13 protein-coding genes and 1 tRNA gene are annotated in these 16,111 nt (G+C 65.6%); 2 read left to right on the forward strand and 12 right to left on the reverse strand.

The annotated features are described in order from the left end of the window. Positions 1 to 163: 163 nt before the first annotated feature. From cyoD to cysS, 12 genes are all read right to left on the reverse strand, one after another. Positions 164 to 496, reverse strand: a complete 333-nt coding sequence (cyoD, locus tag NQV17_RS09425; protein ID WP_011352504.1) for a cytochrome o ubiquinol oxidase subunit IV — start codon at positions 494 to 496, stop codon at positions 164 to 166. After that, entirely contained in the window at positions 497 to 1,105 is a 609-nt protein-coding gene (cyoC, locus tag NQV17_RS09430; RefSeq protein WP_044847968.1) for a cytochrome o ubiquinol oxidase subunit III, read from the reverse strand. Beyond that, entirely contained in the window at positions 1,105 to 3,111 is a 2,007-nt protein-coding gene (cyoB, locus tag NQV17_RS09435; protein ID WP_257771676.1) for a cytochrome o ubiquinol oxidase subunit I, read from the reverse strand. The genes cyoC and cyoB overlap by 1 nt, the downstream gene beginning before the upstream one ends. 3 nt (positions 3,112 to 3,114) lie before the next feature. After that, a complete protein-coding gene (cyoA, locus tag NQV17_RS09440; RefSeq protein ID WP_044847970.1) occupies positions 3,115 to 4,002 on the reverse strand; it encodes a ubiquinol oxidase subunit II in 888 nt (295 codons plus the stop codon). A 323-nt stretch (positions 4,003 to 4,325) separates the two neighbouring features. Beyond that, a complete protein-coding gene (locus tag NQV17_RS09445; protein WP_257771679.1) occupies positions 4,326 to 5,852 on the reverse strand; it encodes an NADH-quinone oxidoreductase subunit M in 1,527 nt (508 codons plus the stop codon). Between the two features lie 449 nt (positions 5,853 to 6,301). Continuing rightward, on the reverse strand, positions 6,302 to 7,675 hold the full coding sequence (locus NQV17_RS09450) for a hypothetical protein (RefSeq protein WP_257771681.1): 1,374 nt from the start codon (positions 7,673 to 7,675) through the stop codon (positions 6,302 to 6,304). A 185-nt stretch (positions 7,676 to 7,860) separates the two neighbouring features. After that, positions 7,861 to 7,954 (reverse strand) — tRNA-Ser (locus NQV17_RS09455). A gap of 111 nt (positions 7,955 to 8,065) precedes the next feature. Continuing rightward, positions 8,066 to 9,319 (reverse strand): aspartate kinase, encoded by a 1,254-nt coding sequence (locus tag NQV17_RS09460; RefSeq protein ID WP_257771683.1) that lies wholly within the window; start codon positions 9,317 to 9,319, stop codon positions 8,066 to 8,068. A gap of 342 nt (positions 9,320 to 9,661) precedes the next feature. After that, positions 9,662 to 11,068, reverse strand: a complete 1,407-nt coding sequence (tilS, locus tag NQV17_RS09465; protein WP_257771686.1) for a tRNA lysidine(34) synthetase TilS — start codon at positions 11,066 to 11,068, stop codon at positions 9,662 to 9,664. Between the two features lie 43 nt (positions 11,069 to 11,111). Continuing rightward, positions 11,112 to 12,083, reverse strand: a complete 972-nt coding sequence (locus NQV17_RS09470) for an acetyl-CoA carboxylase carboxyltransferase subunit alpha (RefSeq protein WP_006478433.1) — start codon at positions 12,081 to 12,083, stop codon at positions 11,112 to 11,114. Between the two features lie 99 nt (positions 12,084 to 12,182). Then, entirely contained in the window at positions 12,183 to 13,052 is an 870-nt protein-coding gene (locus NQV17_RS09475) for a DNA-3-methyladenine glycosylase (protein WP_257771689.1), read from the reverse strand. Positions 13,053 to 13,095: 43 nt separating this feature from the next. Continuing rightward, positions 13,096 to 14,493, reverse strand: a complete 1,398-nt coding sequence (cysS, locus tag NQV17_RS09480) for a cysteine--tRNA ligase (RefSeq protein ID WP_257771691.1) — start codon at positions 14,491 to 14,493, stop codon at positions 13,096 to 13,098. Positions 14,494 to 14,727: 234 nt separating this feature from the next. Here cysS and NQV17_RS09485 point away from each other — a divergent pair, with 234 nt between their 5' ends. Continuing rightward, entirely contained in the window at positions 14,728 to 15,450 is a 723-nt protein-coding gene (locus NQV17_RS09485) for a tetratricopeptide repeat protein (protein WP_257771693.1), read from the forward strand. A gap of 39 nt (positions 15,451 to 15,489) precedes the next feature. After that, positions 15,490 to 16,065 carry a peptidylprolyl isomerase gene (locus NQV17_RS09490; protein ID WP_012364186.1) on the forward strand — a complete coding sequence of 192 codons (576 nt, stop codon included), beginning with the start codon at positions 15,490 to 15,492 and terminating at the stop codon, positions 16,063 to 16,065. Positions 16,066 to 16,111: the final 46 nt, after the last annotated feature.

Below are 16,111 nucleotides of genomic sequence, written 5' to 3' on the forward strand. Positions count from 1 at the left end.
CTTCCTGAAACATCTTTCATCCTGGCCCGCGTCCGGCGTCGAGCGACGCCACGCACACCGCGCGACCACAATGACAAAGGCGGCACTCGCGTGCCGCCTTTGATGCATGAATGCGCATGGAGATCGTCCGCTGCGCCGCGATGCCGCTCAGCCGCTCACGGGCTCAGCGCGACATCATGTTCATGCTGACGTTGTGCATCACCCACAGCGTGCCGACGATCAGGATCGCCGCCGTCAGCACGGTGTAGCTGAACGCCATCACGTTCCAGCGCTGGCCGGACGAACCGTTCATGTGCAGGAAGTACACGAGGTGCACGACGATCTGCACGAATGCGAGCACGGCGAGCGCGATCAGCGATGCGTGCGGCGACAGCACGCCGCCCATCACGAGGCCGAACGACGCGGCCGTGAGCAGCACCGACAGGATGAAACCGGCGACATAGCCGCCGACGCTGCCGTGCCCTTCCTCGAGTTGCGACGAATGAGAATGGGCCATTTAGATCACGCTCGCGAGATAGACAAAGGAAAACACGCAGATCCACACGATGTCGAGGAAGTGCCAGAAGAGGCTCAGGCACGTCAGGCGCCGCAGGTCGCGATCGGTCAGGTCGCCGCCGCGCAGCACGATCTGCCCGGCGAGCACGATCATCCACACGAGGCCGGCCGTCACGTGCAGCCCGTGCGTGCCGACCAGCGTGAAGAACGCCGACAGGAACGCGCTGCGCTGCGGGCCCGCGCCTTCCGCGATCAGGTGCGAGAACTCGCGCAGCTCCATCGCGAGGAACGCCGCGCCGAGCACGAACGTCACAGCGAGCCACGCGAGCAGCGCGCCGCGCCGCTGCTTGTAGGCGGCCAGCATCGCGAAGCCGTAGGTGATGCTCGACAGCAGCAGCGCGGCGGTTTCCACCGCGACGCCCGGAATGTCGAACAGGTCCTTCGCGGTCGGACCGCCCGCGTACTGGTTGCCGAGCACCGCGAACGTCGCGAACAGCGCCGCGAAGATCACGCAGTCGGTCATCAGGTACAGCCAGAAGCCGAACACCGAGTGCGACGGCGGATGGTCGTCGTGCTCGAGCAGGGTTGCGCTCAGGGTTTTCTGCAACATCAGTTGGCCTCCAGTTCCACGTCGTCGACACGCGTGGCCACGCGCACCGCCGGTTGCTTCTCTTCGATCCTGCGCACCTTCGACGCCGGGATGTAGTAGCCGTCGTTGTCACGCGAGCTGTAGACCACGAGCGTCGCGACGATGCCGACCAGGCCGCCGATCGCCATCCACCAGATGTGCCACACCAGCGCGAAGCCCAATACCAGGCTAAAGACCGCGACCACGAGACCCGCGCACGTATTCGACGGCATGTGGATGTCGCGGATCGCCGTCGGGTTCGGCCGGCCGTCGCCGCGTGCCTTCATGTCGGCGTACGCGTCGAGCGTGCGCACCTGCGGGATCACCGCGAAGTTGTACTCGGCCGGCGGCGACGAGGTTGCCCATTCCAGCGTGCGGCCGCCCCACGGGTCGCCCGTGGTGTCGCGATATGCCGGCAGGTTGCGGTTGCGGATGCTGACCACCAGCTGCAGCAGCTGGCATGCGATGCCGATCGCGATCAGCACGGCGCCGAACGCGGCGACCAGCAGCCACGGATGCCACGCCGGATTGTCGTAGTGGTTCAGGCGGCGCGTCATGCCCATGAAGCCCAGCACGTAGAGCGGCACGAACGCGACGTAGAAGCCGACCTGCCAGAACCAGAACGCGGCCTTGCCGAGCTTCTCGTTCAGCTTGAAGCCGAACGCCTTCGGGAACCAGTAGTTGAAGCCCGCGAGATAGCCGAACAGCACGCCGCCGATGATCACGTTGTGGAAGTGCGCGATCAGGAACAGGCTGTTGTGCAGCACGAAATCCGCACCCGGGATCGCCATCATCACGCCGGTCATGCCGCCGAGCGTGAACGTGACCATGAAGCCGATCGTCCACAGCACCGGCGTCGTGAATTCGATCCGGCCGCGGTACATCGTAAACAGCCAGTTGAACACCTTCACGCCGGTCGGGATCGCGATGATCATCGTCATGATGCCGAAGAACGCATTCACGTTCGCACCGGAGCCCATCGTGAAGAAGTGATGCAGCCACACGAGGAACGACAGCACCATGATCGCGCAGGTCGCATACACCATCGTCTTGTAGCCGAACAGCGGCTTCTTCGAGAACGTCGCGATGACTTCCGAGAAGATGCCGAACGCCGGCAGGATCAGGATGTACACCTCCGGATGACCCCACGCCCAGATCAGGTTCAGGTACAGCATCGCGTTGCCGCCGGCTTCGTTCGTGAAGAAGTGCATGCCGAGGTAGCGGTCGAGGCCGAGCAGCGCGAGCGTCGCGGTCAGGATCGGGAACGACGCCATGATCAGCACGTTCGTGCAGAGAGCAGTCCACGTGAACACCGGCATCTTCATCAGCGTCATGCCGGGCGCGCGCATCTTGATGATCGTCACGAAGAAGTTCACGCCGGTCAGCAGCGTGCCGACACCCGAGATCTGCAGCGCCCACAGGTAATAGTCGACCCCTACGCCCGGGCTGAACTGCAGCTCCGACAGCGGCGGATACGCGAGCCAGCCGGTCTGCGCGAACTCGCCGATCACGAGCGAGATGTTGATCAGGATCGCGCTGACGGCCGTCATCCAGAACGACAGCGAGTTGATGAACGGGAACGCGACGTCGCGCGCGCCGATCTGCAGCGGCACGACGAGGTTCATCAGGCCGACCATGAACACCATCGCCATGAAGAAGATCATGATCACGCCGTGTGCCGTGAAGATCTGGTCATAGTGGTGCGGCGGCAGGTAGCCGGGCGCGTTGTACGCGAGCGCAAGCTGCATGCGCATCATGATCGCGTCGGCGAAGCCGCGCAGCAGCATGATCAGCGCGACGATGATGTACATCACGCCGAGTTTCTTGTGGTCGACCGTCGTCAGCCATTCCGTCCACAGCCACTTCCAGCGGCCGGTGATCGTCAGTGCGGCGAGAATGCCCAGCACGACCAGCCCCATGAAGGCGCCTGCCACCATGATGATGGGCTGATCGAACGGGATCGCCGCCAGTGTGAGTTTGCCGAACATGCGTTACCCCTTCGTGCCGCAGGCGGCGTCCTTCAGATCGAGGACGTGGCCATCGTTGTATTTCGCGATGATGTTGTGGAAGAGCCGCGGATCGACCGACGAGAAGTAGCGCACGGGCGCCTTCTCGCTCGGCTGCGCGACGGTGCCGTACACGGTCGCGTCGAGCCGGTCGGGCGACGCCTTGACCTTCTGCACCCACGCGTCGAACTGCTCGCGCGGCTCGGCGAGCGTGCGGAACTTCATGTCGGAGAAGCCGCGGCCGCTGAAGTTGGCGGACGTGCCCGCGTAGTCGCCGGCTTCGTCGGCGATCAGGTGCAGGCGCGTCTGCATGCCGGCCATCGCGTAGACCTGGCCGCCGAGCTGCGGAATGAAGAACGAGTTCATCACCGAATCCGACGTGATGCGGAAATTCACCGGCGTGCCGACCGGAATCGCGAGCTGGTTCACCGACGCGATGCCGAGTTCCGGATAGATGAACAGCCACTTCCAGTCGAGCGCGACGACCTCGACGTCGATCGGCTTCACCGACGACTCGAGCGGCTTGTACGGATCGAGCTCGTGCGTGGTTTTCCACGTGAGCACGCCGAGGAACAGGATGATCAGCGTCGGCACCGTCCAGATCACGACCTCGATCGCGGTCGAGTGCGACCAGTTCGGCGCATAGGCGGCGTTGCGGTTCGATGCGCGGTAACGCCACGCGAACCACAGCGTGAGCAGGATCACCGGCACGACGACGATCAGCATCGCCCATGTCGAGGTCGCGATCAGCGCCTTTTCGGCGGCCCCGACGCTTCCTTTCGGATTTAGTACATCTAAATTACAGCCTGACAGGCTCAGCGCCGCGCCGATCGATATCAGCGCCGTCCAGCCTTTTGAAGCTCTTCTTTTCATCACACAGCCCGAGGGTCATTGAATCCGTTGCGTTTGCCCGATGCGCATTCGATCCACGAAAGTGGCCGAATCATACGTCGCGCGGGCGCGGTGAAAAACCGGTGGGTGCGACAAATCATCATTGCAGAATCCGCAGTGAGACAGATTGTCGCGGGGCAATTTCACGCAGCCGGGAGACGGCCGCGGGCCTTCGGTCTCGCGGGCCTTGAGCCGGCCGAAATCGACGGAAACCGCGGGCTCGTGTCCGCCCTGCCCCGATGAATGCGCGCGCAACGATGCCCGCATCGGCACGCGATGCGGACATCGTGCGCGGCGTCACGCGCTCAGCCGTGCACCGCGGCCATGTACGCCTGCGCCGGTGCGCCGCCGTCCCCGGCCGGCAGCTTCGAACGGCTCGCTTCCTCGATCAGCCGTGCGACGGTCGGATCGATCGCGTCGGTGAACGGCTTCGGATCTACGCCCACCATCAGCACGATCAGCGCGAGCGACGCGAACATCACGATCTCGCGGCAGCTCAGGTCGGCGAGCTTCGCGATGCGCGGACCCGCGATCTTGCCGAACACGACGCGCTTGACCATCCACAGCGTGTACGACGCGCTGAGGATCAGCGTGAGCGCCGCGATCGCGCCGATCCAGAAGTTGACGCGGATCGCGCCCATGATGACCATGAACTCGCCGACGAAGCCCGACGTGCCCGGCAGGCCGACGTTGGCCATCGCGAACAGCAGCGCGAACGTCGCGAAGCGCGGCATCACGCCCGCCACGCCGCCGTACGCGGCGATCTCGCGCTGCTTCGTGCGATCGACCAGCACGCTCACGCACAGCAGCATCGCGCCCGCGACGAAGCCGTACGACACGAGCTGCACGATCGCGCCTTCGACGCCGATCTGGTTGAACAGGAACAGCCCGAGCGTGACGATCCCCATGTGCGCGACCGTCGAATACGCGAGCAGCTTGCCGAGATCGGTCTGGGCGAGCGCGATCAGGCTCGCGTAGACGATCGCGAACAGCGACAGCGCGATCACGGCCGGCGCGAAGAAGTGGCTCGCGTCCGGCGTGATCGGCAGCGCGAAGCGCAGGAAGCCGTAGCCGCCGAGCTTGAGCATCGCGAGCATCAGCGCGGCACCCGTCGGGCCGTCCGTGTAGACGTCGCGCAGCCACGTATGAACCGGCCACATCGGCACCTTGACCGCGAACGCGGCGAAGAAGCCGAGGAACACCAGCAGCTGCGGCGCGAAGCCGAGCTGCAGCGTGCGCCATGCGTTCATGTCGAACGTATGCGACTTCGCGTACAGGTACAGCATCGCCATCAGCAGCAGCAGCGAACCCGCGAACGAGATGAAGAAGAACTTCACGGCCGCGTAGACGCGATGCTCCCTGCCCCACGTGCCGATCAGCAGGTACAGCGGAATCAGCGTCGCCTCGAAGAAGATGAAGAACAGCAGCCCGTCCTGCGCGACGAACACGCCGACCATCAGCCCCGACAGGATCAGGAACGACGCGTAGTACTGCGCGACCCGCACCGTCACCGCTTCCCACGACGCGATCACGACGACGAGCGTCGTGAAGGCGGTCAGCACCACGAGCCACAGCGACGCGCCGTCGATCCCGACACGCCAGCCGGCGTTGAAGGCCGCCAGCCAGTTGCGGGTTTCGGCGAACTGCATCGCGGCCGAGTGCGAATCGAAACCGGTGACGAGCGGCACGACGGCGGCCAGCCCCGCGAGTGCGCCGACCAGCGCGATCAGCCTCGTGCGATGCGGATGACGGTCGGAACCGGCGCGCAGCAGGCACGCGCCGAACAGGATCGGAACCCAGATCGCCAGGCTCAGAAAGGGGAAATCATGCATGTCAACAGGCCTTGAGAGGGTCGCGCGCTGCATCGGAAACAGGCGTGACGAAGGAAACGAAATCAAATCGACAGATAGATTTCGCGGACCGCCAATGTTGGCAAAATGTAAAGCGGAATCAGGGCAAAACTTGACGCCGCTCAAGCGCAATCGGGTTAACCAGCATAAGGCGAATGATTATTTTTTGCATCGCAGCAGAGGAGCTTTTCACGACGCCCGGATAGATCGCTGATTTTTATGCGTAATTTTTCGTATTGTGATGCGGCGCCGATCGCACGAATCGGTGCGATGCCGCATTTTTGGCCGGAAGACCGATTCTTCGGGGCGCAAGCGTGGAATGCGGGGACGGATGAATGAGACGATTCGATCCTTACACGGATACTTTCATTTTTATTTCAGCAGCCGCCGATCGCCGCGATCCGGAATACCGGAAATCGCGGCGCATTCCGTCAGCGTTGATGGCTCAGCCTGTCCCATACGCGCATCGTCACCGCGCGATAGTGGTTGTGTTGCGCGGGGAAATGGACGAAGCGGCTGTCGCGCGTCGCATAGACCGGCGATGACGCGAGCGACATCGCATCGACGATGTAGCGCGCGTCGATCATGCCCGCCTCCAGCAGTTCGACATAGATCGCCTGCTGGTCGCCGCCGCTCGCATAGACCGACGACCGATCGCCGATGCGCTCGATGCGCGCGCAGATGCGTTCGACCAGTTCGCGCATCGGCGCGACGTTGCGCACGCCGATCATGCACGAGTTGATCGCCCAGGCAGTATGATCGGTGCCGATCACGAAATCGCGGCCGTCGATCACGCCGTCGACCGTCTGGCGCTGGTCGATCGCGAGGATGTCGGCGTCGACCCAGAACACGAACGCGTGATCCGGCAGATGTTCGCGAATCAGGTGCAGCTTCGCCCAGTTCGCATCGACGCCGGCCGGCAGGAACGCGGGCGATTCGCGATACGCGTGGTACGCATAGCCGTGTCGCGTGCAGTAGCGAACGAAGTTCTCTTCGTGAAGATCGCCGTAACCGGCGATGTGCGACGTGTGCAGGCTCACGAACGCAATGCTTGCGTGCGGGTTCAGGTGCCGCACCGGCTCGCGCGGCCGTTGCTGCGCGGTGCGCCAGTCGTCCATCGCGCTCGGCTGCTCGCCCCGCTGGACACGCGCCGCGTCGTCGACGAGCGCGAGCACGTAGCGAAAGTCGTAGTCGGGCGTCGGCGCCCATACGCCATCGATCTGCTGCCATTCGGGCGCCTGGTGCGCCACGAGCGGATGCGCGCCGACGACCGCGTCGATCGCTAGCCCGTCGCGCCATACCGTCTGGGCCGACGCGAAATGGCCGGTCGCGAGCGGCTGATCGAACGGCAGCGGCGGGAAGTGCTCGGCAAGCAGCGTCGCCTCGCATGCGTGTTGCCGCTCGGGCAGGCGCATCGCCCACTTGCCGAGCTCGACCACCAGCTTGCGCAAGCACTCGCGCACGTCGGGCACGTTGCGAAAGATCATGCCGCTCGCGGCGGGCAACGACGACTTCGAGGTCTGCGTCGTGACGATCGCGTCATAACCGTCCGCGACGGCCGGCAACGCATGCTGGCCGAACACGACCGAGAACGGATCGAGCACGAGCAGCAACGCGCCCTGCTCCATCGCGACGAGCTGCGCGATGATCGCGTGGTACTTGTGCAGCACCTGCTGGCGCTCGCCGTACACGTGCGTGCCGTCGACGATCGCGTGCCTGTAGCCGTGGGCTCGCGCGTAACGTTCGTGATTGTCGACGAGCCCGTCGACGGGACGGTGCGAAAGGATGGTCAGTACGGAATGCATGCGTGCCGGAACTCCCGATTGAGCCGCGCGAGGCGATACGCCTATTTAGCGCATGAGCGCCGCTCGAGTCGAGCATTGATTGGCTGTCCGGACGAAGCGTGGCGCCGAGCGGCGCGCGCGGAAACGACGCTGGAAAAGAAAAAGCCCCGCAAGTCCGAGAACTTGCGGGGCTTTGTCACCGCTTTTGGCGGAGACGGAGGGATTCGAACCCTCGATCCAGGTTTTGGCCCAGATGCTCCCTTAGCAGGGGAGTGCCTTCGACCTCTCGGCCACGTCTCCCAAACTTTCGCTCGCACCAGGGAGGCAGTGCGACGAGAACGAGATAATATAGGGTTTCGAACCGTGCGTCAATTTCCGTGATGCATTTTCTTCAATGCATCACGAAAAAATTCACGCGGGCTGGTCGAGTTCGAATGCCTTGTGCAGCGCGCGGACGGCCAGCTCCATGTATTTCTCGTCGATCAGCACCGAAATCTTGATTTCGGACGTCGAGATCATCTGGATGTTGATGCCTTCTTCCGACAGCGTGCGGAACATCTTGCTCGCGACGCCCACGTGCGAACGCATGCCCACGCCGACGACCGACACCTTCGACACCTTCGGGTCGCCCTGCACGCGCTCGGCGCTCACATGGCCCTGCACCTGGTTGGTGAGGATGTCCATGGCCTTCTGGTAGTCGCCGCGGCCGACCGTGAACGTGAAGTCCGTCTTCCCTTCGACGCTCTGGTTCTGGATGATCATGTCGACGTCGACGTTCGCGTCGGCGACCGGGCCGAGGATCTGATACGCGATGCCCGGCTTGTCGGGCACGCCCATCACCGCAATGCGTGCTTCGTCGCGCTGGAACGCGATGCCGGAAATGACTGCCTTTTCCATGGTCTCGTCTTCTTCAAAAGTAATCAGGGTGCCCGAGCGCATTTCTTCGTCGAGCGCAATCAGCGGATCGGTCAGGCTCGACAGCACGCGCGTCTTCACCTGGTATTTGCCGGCGAATTCGACCGAGCGGATCTGCAGGACCTTCGAGCCCAAGCTGGCCATTTCCAGCATTTCCTCGAACGTCACGCGATCGAGGCGTCGCGCCTCTTCGACCACGCGCGGGTCGGTCGTGTAGACGCCGTCGACGTCCGTATAGATCAGGCACTCTTCGGCATCCAGCGCGGCCGCGACCGCCACCGCCGACGTGTCCGAGCCGCCGCGGCCCAGCGTCGTGATGTGGCCGTCCGGATCGACGCCCTGGAAGCCCGTGATGATCACGACCTTGCCGGCGTTCAGATCGGCCTTCACGCGCTCGTCGTCGATCGAGTGGATGCGCGCCTTCGTGAACGCGCTGTCCGTCTTGATCGGCACTTGCCAGCCGGCATAGCTCACGGCCTCGACGCCGATTTCCTGCAGCGCGATCGACAGCAGGCCGACGCTGACCTGCTCGCCGGTCGACGCGATCATGTCGAGCTCACGCGGGCTCGGCTGGCTCGAAATCTCTTTCGCGAGACCGAGCAGACGGTTGGTTTCGCCGGACATCGCGGACGGCACGACCACCAGCTGGTGCCCGGCCTGATGCCATTTTGCGACGCGTTTCGCGACGTTCTTGATGCGCTCGACCGAGCCCATCGAAGTGCCGCCGTATTTGTGTACGATGAGTGCCATTGTCGTTCTGAACTGGAGGAGAAGCCGCACGGGCGCGCTGGGCAGGCCGCGTTGCCGTTCGGTCACGCGGCTTGTGGCTGTGGACGGACGACGAGGGGAACGGCTGGGACGCAACACGCAAGCGTGACGGATTTTGCCCGGAAGGCCGATCAGGCCGCGCAAACCGGGTACGTCACGCGGAAAACCTGCACAAATCGCTCAAAAATCGAGCCGAGCAAACGTCCGAGCGTACCCGATAGAGGCCCGCTTGACAAGCCGCTCGCCGGTTCGGCAAGCGTTCCGGCGCTGTTTACCAAATGGTGAAAACCGGCGCGCGATCGCTCGGCCGGAAGCAGGCCGCCGCTATGCGATCAGCAGGTCGGGACGCCACTCGATCCGGCGCCATCCGCCGTCGCCGGCCAGCCCGTCGCCGTGATTCACGCCGAGCCGCGGCACGTAGACGAGCCGGTCTCCCGCAAACAACAGCGGCACGTCGCGCTGCCAGGCCGGCACGCCGCGCTCCTGGAACAGGTTCTTCAGCGTGCGGCCCGGGCCGCCGGGCGACGTACGCAGCCGCTCGCCGCCCGCGCGGGCGCGCGCGGCGAGCGTCGCGCCGCGCAGCAGCGCCTCCGGTACGGCGCCGTCGCTGCCGGCCTCGGCCGGCGCGAACACGAACGTGCCGCGCCATGCCGGCACACGCCAGACTTCCTGGCCGTCCCACGCGAGCGAGGATTCGGGATGCGGCGTTCCGGTGCCGTCGTCGGCCGGCTCGGCGCTGTCGCCCGCCTCCCAGTACACGGTGTCGCGATAGAGCCGCAGGCACTGCCCCGCGTGATCGACCCGCAGCGCATGCGCGTCGTGCGCGGCGCGCAGCTGCCGCATCATGTTCGCCAGGCGCCCCGCCGACGCACCGGGCAGCCCGAGCCGGCGCATCCAGAAACGCAGCAGGTTCGCGCCGCGCGTATCGTCGAACGCGACCAGCGCATCGCGCGACAGCGCGCGGCCGTCGTCGCGCGCTGCGCCGGCGAAATCCAGTTCGGCGAGATCGTCGAGCAGCCGCTGCGCGGCGGCCGCATGCTGGGCCGCGCGGCCCAGCGCATCGCGAAAACCCGGGAAATGCACGGCGAGCGCCGGCAGCACGTCGATGCGCAGCGCATTGCGCGCGTAGCGCGTGTCGCCGTTCGATTCGTCGTCGATCCACGTCAGCGCGCGCTGCGCCGCATAGCGCTCCAGTTGCGCGCGCAACAATCGCAACAGCGGGCGCACGCGCTCGACGCTTGCGCCGTCAGGCCGATAACGCGGTGCCATCGCGGCCAGGCCCGCGATCCCCGCGCCGCGCAACAGCTGGAGCAGCACGGTCTCCGCCTGGTCGTCCGCATGCTGCGCGACCCAGAGCGCGGCCACGCCGTGGCGCTCGCACATCGCGTCGAGCGCCGCATAACGGCGCTCGCGCGCGCTCGCCTCGATGCCGAGGCCGCTGTCGCGCGGCACATCGACACGCTCGGACTCGAACGCGACGCCGAGTTGCCCGGCCGTCGCCTGCGCATGCGCGACCCATGCGTCGGCGTTCGCGCTCAGGCCGTGGTGTACGTGCAGCGCGACGCAACGCGCGGCGCCCGCCACGCGCACGGCCGCGTCGAGCAGCACCGTCGAGTCGAGGCCGCCGCTGTACGCGATCGCGATGCGCGCATCGGCCGGCAGATCGGCAAGCGCAACGCCGACCGCGTCGAGGACGACGCGGTCGGCGGAGAATTCGGTCGGGGGGATCACGAGCGAGACGCGCGCCGGACGGCGCGCGATGCGAACACGCCGGTCATGCGCCGGGCGTGGTTTCCTTGAACTTGCCGTAGGCCATCAGGCGCTCGAAGCGGCGCTCGCGCAGCGCATCGATGCTCATGCCCTGGAACTGGCGCAGCGAATCGGCGAGCGCACGGCGCAGCAGCGCGGCCATGCCCTTCGGATCGCGGTGCGCGCCGCCGAGCGGCTCGTTGATGATCTTGTCGATCAGGCCAAGCGCCTTCAGGCGATGCGCGGTCAGGCCCAGCGCTTCCGCGGCCTCGGGCGCCTTCGCGGCGCTCTTCCACAGGATCGACGCGCAGCCTTCCGGCGAGATCACCGAGTAGGTCGAGAACTGCAGCATCATCACGGTGTCGGCCACCGCGATCGCGAGCGCGCCGCCCGAACCGCCCTCGCCGATCACGGTCGTGATGATCGGCGTCTTCAGTTCGGCCATCACGTACAGGTTGCGGCCGATCGCCTCCGACTGGCCGCGCTCTTCCGCGCCGATGCCCGGGTACGCGCCCGGCGTGTCGACGAACGTGAAGATCGGCAGCCCGAATTTCTCGGCGAGACGCATCAGCCGTTCGGCCTTGCGATAGCCTTCCGGGCGCGGCATCCCGAAGTTGCGCGCGGCGCGCTCCTTCGTGTCGCGGCCCTTCTGGTGGCCGATCACCATGCACGGATGGCCGCCGAAGCGCGCGAGGCCGCCGACGATCGAGAGATCGTCCGCGAACGCGCGGTCGCCATGCAGCTCGTGAAAATCGGTAAACAGTTCCGCAACGTAATCGAGCGTGTACGGACGCTGCGGATGCCGCGCGATCTGCGAGACCTGCCACGGCGACAGGTTCGCGTAGAGGTCCTTCGTCAGTTGCTGGCTTTTCTTCGACAGCCGCTCGATTTCTTCCGAAATATCGACAGCCGAGTCGTCCTGCACGAATCGCAGCTCTTCGATCTTGGCCTCGAGTTCGGCGATCGGCTGTTCGAAATCCAGAAACGTGGTCTTCATGTGTTCGAATCCTTGGGTCTTGCGGCAGCGCGTATTCTACCCGCGCGGGCGACGTGCAAAACCGGCTCTCAACTATTGATGTTTAAAACCCGATAGCCGTCAATCGGCGTCGGCGTCCGGTGCGTCGAGGCTGCGCCACATGTACCAGGTCGCGACGGTACGCCACGGCTCCCAGTTGGCGGCCACTTCACGCGCCTCGCTGCGCGTAACGGGCTCCCCGCTGAAGTAATTGACGCTGATCGCGCGGATCAGGCCCGGATCGTCGAGCGGCAGCACGTCCGGCCGCGACAGGTTGAAGATCAGGAACATCTCGGCCGTCCAGCGGCTGATGCCGCGGATCTGCGTGAGTTCCGCGATCACGTCCTCGTCGTCCATCGACGTCCATTTGTCGACGTGCAGCGCGCCGGACACGAAGTGTTGCGCGAGATCGAGAATATATTCCGTCTTGCGCTTCGACAGCCCGCACGCGATCAGCTTGTCCGCGCCGAGCCGGATGACCGGCTGCGGCGCGAGTTTCGGACACGCATCCCCGATGCGCGCCCACAGCGCCTGAGCGGACGGCACCGAGATCTGCTGGCCGACGACCGAACGCGCGAGCGTGACGAACGGGTCGCCGCGCTTCACGAGATGCGCGGGGCCGAACTTCGGGATCAGCTTCTTCAGGATGCGGTCGCGCTTGACGAGATCGGCGCACGCTTTATCCCAGTACGCGGGACGCACGACGCCATCGGCGCCGTCGACTGCCGCATCGGCTGCCCGCACCTTGCGGGCCGCATCGGCGGCCGCCATCGCGACCTCCGGCTGCGCCGCGTCCACGCCCTTCGCACGCGCGGGCTTTGCATGACCGTTGAGCGCGCCGTTCGGCACGGCGCGCGTCGCGTCCGCCTTCGCCGCTGGCGCGCGCTTGGCTGCCGGACGCGCGGCGAGCGGAGTCGCACGCCTGACCGGCGCTTTTCTGGCCGTTGCCATCCTGCCTCCTACCTGACGGATCGGTCAGTGGAACGCACCGCGCTCATACGCGACGCCATTCGGTCGATCCGCCCGGTTTGTCTTCAAGTGCGATGCCGGCGTCGAGCAGTTCCGCCCGAATCCGGTCCGCTTCGGCATAGTCCTTCGCTTGCTTCGCCGCGACACGCGCGGCGATCTTCGCTTCGATTTCGTCGGCTGCGAGCCCGCCCGCCTGCGCGGCACCGGTGCCCTGCTGCAGGAACGCGCGCGGTTCGCGGCCGAGCAGGCCCAGGAGGCCCGCCAGTTGTTTCAGTTGCCGCGCGAGCGATGCATCGCGCGTGCGATTGACTTCACCCGCCAGTTCGAACAGCGTCGCCACCGCGACCGGCGTGTTGATGTCGTCGTTCATCGCGGCCGCGAAACGCTGCGCGTGCGGCTCGTTCCAGTCGAGCGCGAGCGTGTCGGGCTCGACGTCCTTCAGCGCCGTGTACAGGCGCGTGAGCGACGCGCGCGCGTCGTCGAGATGCACGTCGCTGTAGTTGAGCGGCGACCGGTAGTGCGTGCGCACGATGAAGAAGCGCATGACCTCGGCGTCGTACCGCTCGAGCACTTCGCGGATCGTGAAGAAGTTGCCGAGCGATTTCGACATCTTCTCGTTGTCGACCTGCACGAAACCGTTGTGCATCCAGTAATTGACGAACGTCTGGCCGGTCGCGCCCTCGCTCTGCGCGATCTCGTTCTCGTGGTGCGGGAATTGCAGATCCTGCCCGCCGCCGTGGATGTCGAAATGCTCGCCGAGCAGCGTGCAGCCCATCGCCGAGCACTCGATGTGCCAGCCCGGCCGGCCCATTCCGTACTTCGACGACCACGATGCGCCTTCCGGATCGTCCGCCTTCGCGCGCTTCCACAGCACGAAATCGAGCGGATCTTCCTTGGCATCGTTCGCGGCGACGCGTTCGCCCGCGCGCAGGTCGTCGAGCGACTTGCCCGACAGCTTTCCGTAGTTCGCGAACTTGCGCACCGAATAATTGACGTCGCCGTCGCTCGCCTGGTACGCGTAGCCGTTCGTCTCGAGCTGCTCGATCATCCCGAGCATCTGCGGAATGAACTGCGTCGCGCGCGGCTCGATGTCCGGACGCTGGATGCCGAGCGCCGCCTCATCCTCGTGCATCGCGCCGATGAACCGGTCGGTCAGCGACTTGATCGTCTCGCCGTTCTCGACCGCGCGGCGGATGATCTTGTCGTCGATGTCGGTGATGTTGCGCACGTACGTGACCCGGTAGCCGATCGCACGCAGCCAGCGCTGGACGAGGTCGAACACGACCAGCATGCGCGCGTGGCCCACGTGACAATAGTCGTAGACGGTGATCCCGCATACGTACATCCGCACTTCGCCTGACTGGCGCGGCACGAAAACTTGCTTGTCACGCGCGAGCGTGTTGTAGATGCGCAGTGATTCCATAGAGATGAACCGTGAGCCGAAGGAAACCGCCCTGGCGAAGCTCGCCCAGCATGCGAAACGGACGGACCACCTGCCGCGGCTCGCCGCCGCGCGTCCTCGATATCACATGGGGCGGTCAGGCTGCAAGCACAGCGGTGACGGCCACGAGAGGCAAAGAAAGACTGTCTGCCGCTCGCCGGAACGCGCAGACGTTTTGTTAGAATGGCTCGGAGTATAACATTCCGATTTACGCCTATGAAACCTCATCGCGGCCGCGCGCCGAGCGCTGCGACCCTCGTTGCGACCGCCGTCATGGGCGTCGCACTGACGCTGTTCGCGGCCCCCGCGGCGCATGCGCAGAAGGCCCCGGCCACCGCCGACGGCACGCCCGAAATCGACGCGTCGATCTCCGGCAAGCAATGGAAACAGGCGCTCGCGCAACTCGACGCGCGCATCGCGGCGAATCCGCACGACGTGCAGGCGCAGTTCAAGCGCGGCACCGTGCTCGCCCGCCTGAACCGCGACGACGACGCGATCCAGCAGTTCGTCGCGATCACGCAGGCCTACCCCGAACTGCCCGAACCGTACAACAACCTCGCGGCGCTCTACGCGAAGCACGGCCGCTACGACGAAGCGCGCAGCGCGCTCGTCACCGCGACGCAATCGAACCCGGGCTACTCGCTCGCGTACGAGAACCTCGGCGACCTCTATCTGCGCCTCGCGGCCGAATCGTACAAGCGCGCGCAAGCGCTCGGCCGCACGAGCGGCGCGACCGCCCAGCGCCTCGCCGACCTGCAGAAGATCGTGTCGCCGCCGAAGCCGGCAGCCAACGCGCGCGGCGTCACGCCGGCCACGCGCGCATACACCGATCGCGCCGCCGCAAACGTGAGCACCACTACGCTGCCGATGTCGCCGACGTTCCAGTTCAACGGTCCGTCCGGTGCGCTGGCAGCGCCGTACGTCGCGCCGTCGCAGTAAGCGGCGCAACCTTCCCTCCCTCCCAACCTGAGGATCGCAATGAAACGTCTGTTGCTGGCGCTTGGCGGCGCCGCCCTTCTCGCGACCGCGCCCGCGTTCGCGCAATCGGCCACCGCGCACCCCGTCGTGCAGCTGAAGACCTCGCAGGGCGACATCCGTGTCGAGCTCTACCCGGAGAAGGCGCCGAAGACGGTCGCCAACTTCCTCGACTACGTGAAGGCCGGCCAGTACAACGGCACGATCTTCCATCGCGTGATCAAGGGCTTCATGATCCAGGGCGGCGGCTACAAGACCAACTTCGAGGAGAAGCCGACCCGCGCGCCGATCCCGCTGGAAAGCCGCAATGGTCTGAAGAACCTGACGGGCACGATCGCGATGGCGCGTACCAGCGATCCGAACTCGGCCACCGCGCAGTTCTTCATCAACACGGTCGACAACAGCGGCCTCGACTACCCGAACCCGGACGGCAACGGCTATGCGGTGTTCGGCAAGGTCGTGTCGGGCCTCGACGTCGTGAAGAAGATCGAAGGCGTGGCGACGACCTCGCGCGGCCCGATGCAGGACGTGCCGGCCCAGCCGGTCCTGATCGAATCGGCCAGCATCGTTTCGAAATAAGCACCTGCCGGCACGTCCGGCGCCACACGCGGCCGCGTCGCACGAC

Source organism: Burkholderia sp. SCN-KJ (genome assembly GCF_024656005.1).
Taxonomy (GTDB): Bacteria; Pseudomonadota; Gammaproteobacteria; order Burkholderiales; family Burkholderiaceae; genus Burkholderia.

Excerpts from the sequence above, each read along its gene's own strand:
- cyoD (WP_011352504.1), bottom strand. The coding sequence starts at position 496 with ATGGCCCATTCTCATTCGTCGCAACTCGAGGAAGGGCACGGCAGCGTC.
- cyoC (WP_044847968.1), bottom strand. The coding sequence starts at position 1,105 with ATGTTGCAGAAAACCCTGAGCGCAACCCTGCTCGAGCACGACGACCAT.
- cyoB (WP_257771676.1), bottom strand. The coding sequence starts at position 3,111 with ATGTTCGGCAAACTCACACTGGCGGCGATCCCGTTCGATCAGCCCATC.
- cyoA (WP_044847970.1), bottom strand. The coding sequence starts at position 4,002 with ATGAAAAGAAGAGCTTCAAAAGGCTGGACGGCGCTGATATCGATCGGC.
- NQV17_RS09445 (WP_257771679.1), bottom strand. The coding sequence starts at position 5,852 with ATGCATGATTTCCCCTTTCTGAGCCTGGCGATCTGGGTTCCGATCCTG.
- NQV17_RS09450 (WP_257771681.1), bottom strand. The coding sequence starts at position 7,675 with ATGCATTCCGTACTGACCATCCTTTCGCACCGTCCCGTCGACGGGCTC.
- NQV17_RS09460 (WP_257771683.1), bottom strand. The coding sequence starts at position 9,319 with ATGGCACTCATCGTACACAAATACGGCGGCACTTCGATGGGCTCGGTC.
- NQV17_RS09470 (WP_006478433.1), bottom strand. The coding sequence starts at position 12,083 with ATGAAGACCACGTTTCTGGATTTCGAACAGCCGATCGCCGAACTCGAG.
- NQV17_RS09475 (WP_257771689.1), bottom strand. The coding sequence starts at position 13,052 with ATGGCAACGGCCAGAAAAGCGCCGGTCAGGCGTGCGACTCCGCTCGCC.
- cysS (WP_257771691.1), bottom strand. The coding sequence starts at position 14,493 with ATGGAATCACTGCGCATCTACAACACGCTCGCGCGTGACAAGCAAGTT.
- NQV17_RS09485 (WP_257771693.1), top strand. The coding sequence starts at position 14,728 with ATGAAACCTCATCGCGGCCGCGCGCCGAGCGCTGCGACCCTCGTTGCG.
- NQV17_RS09490 (WP_012364186.1), top strand. The coding sequence starts at position 15,490 with ATGAAACGTCTGTTGCTGGCGCTTGGCGGCGCCGCCCTTCTCGCGACC.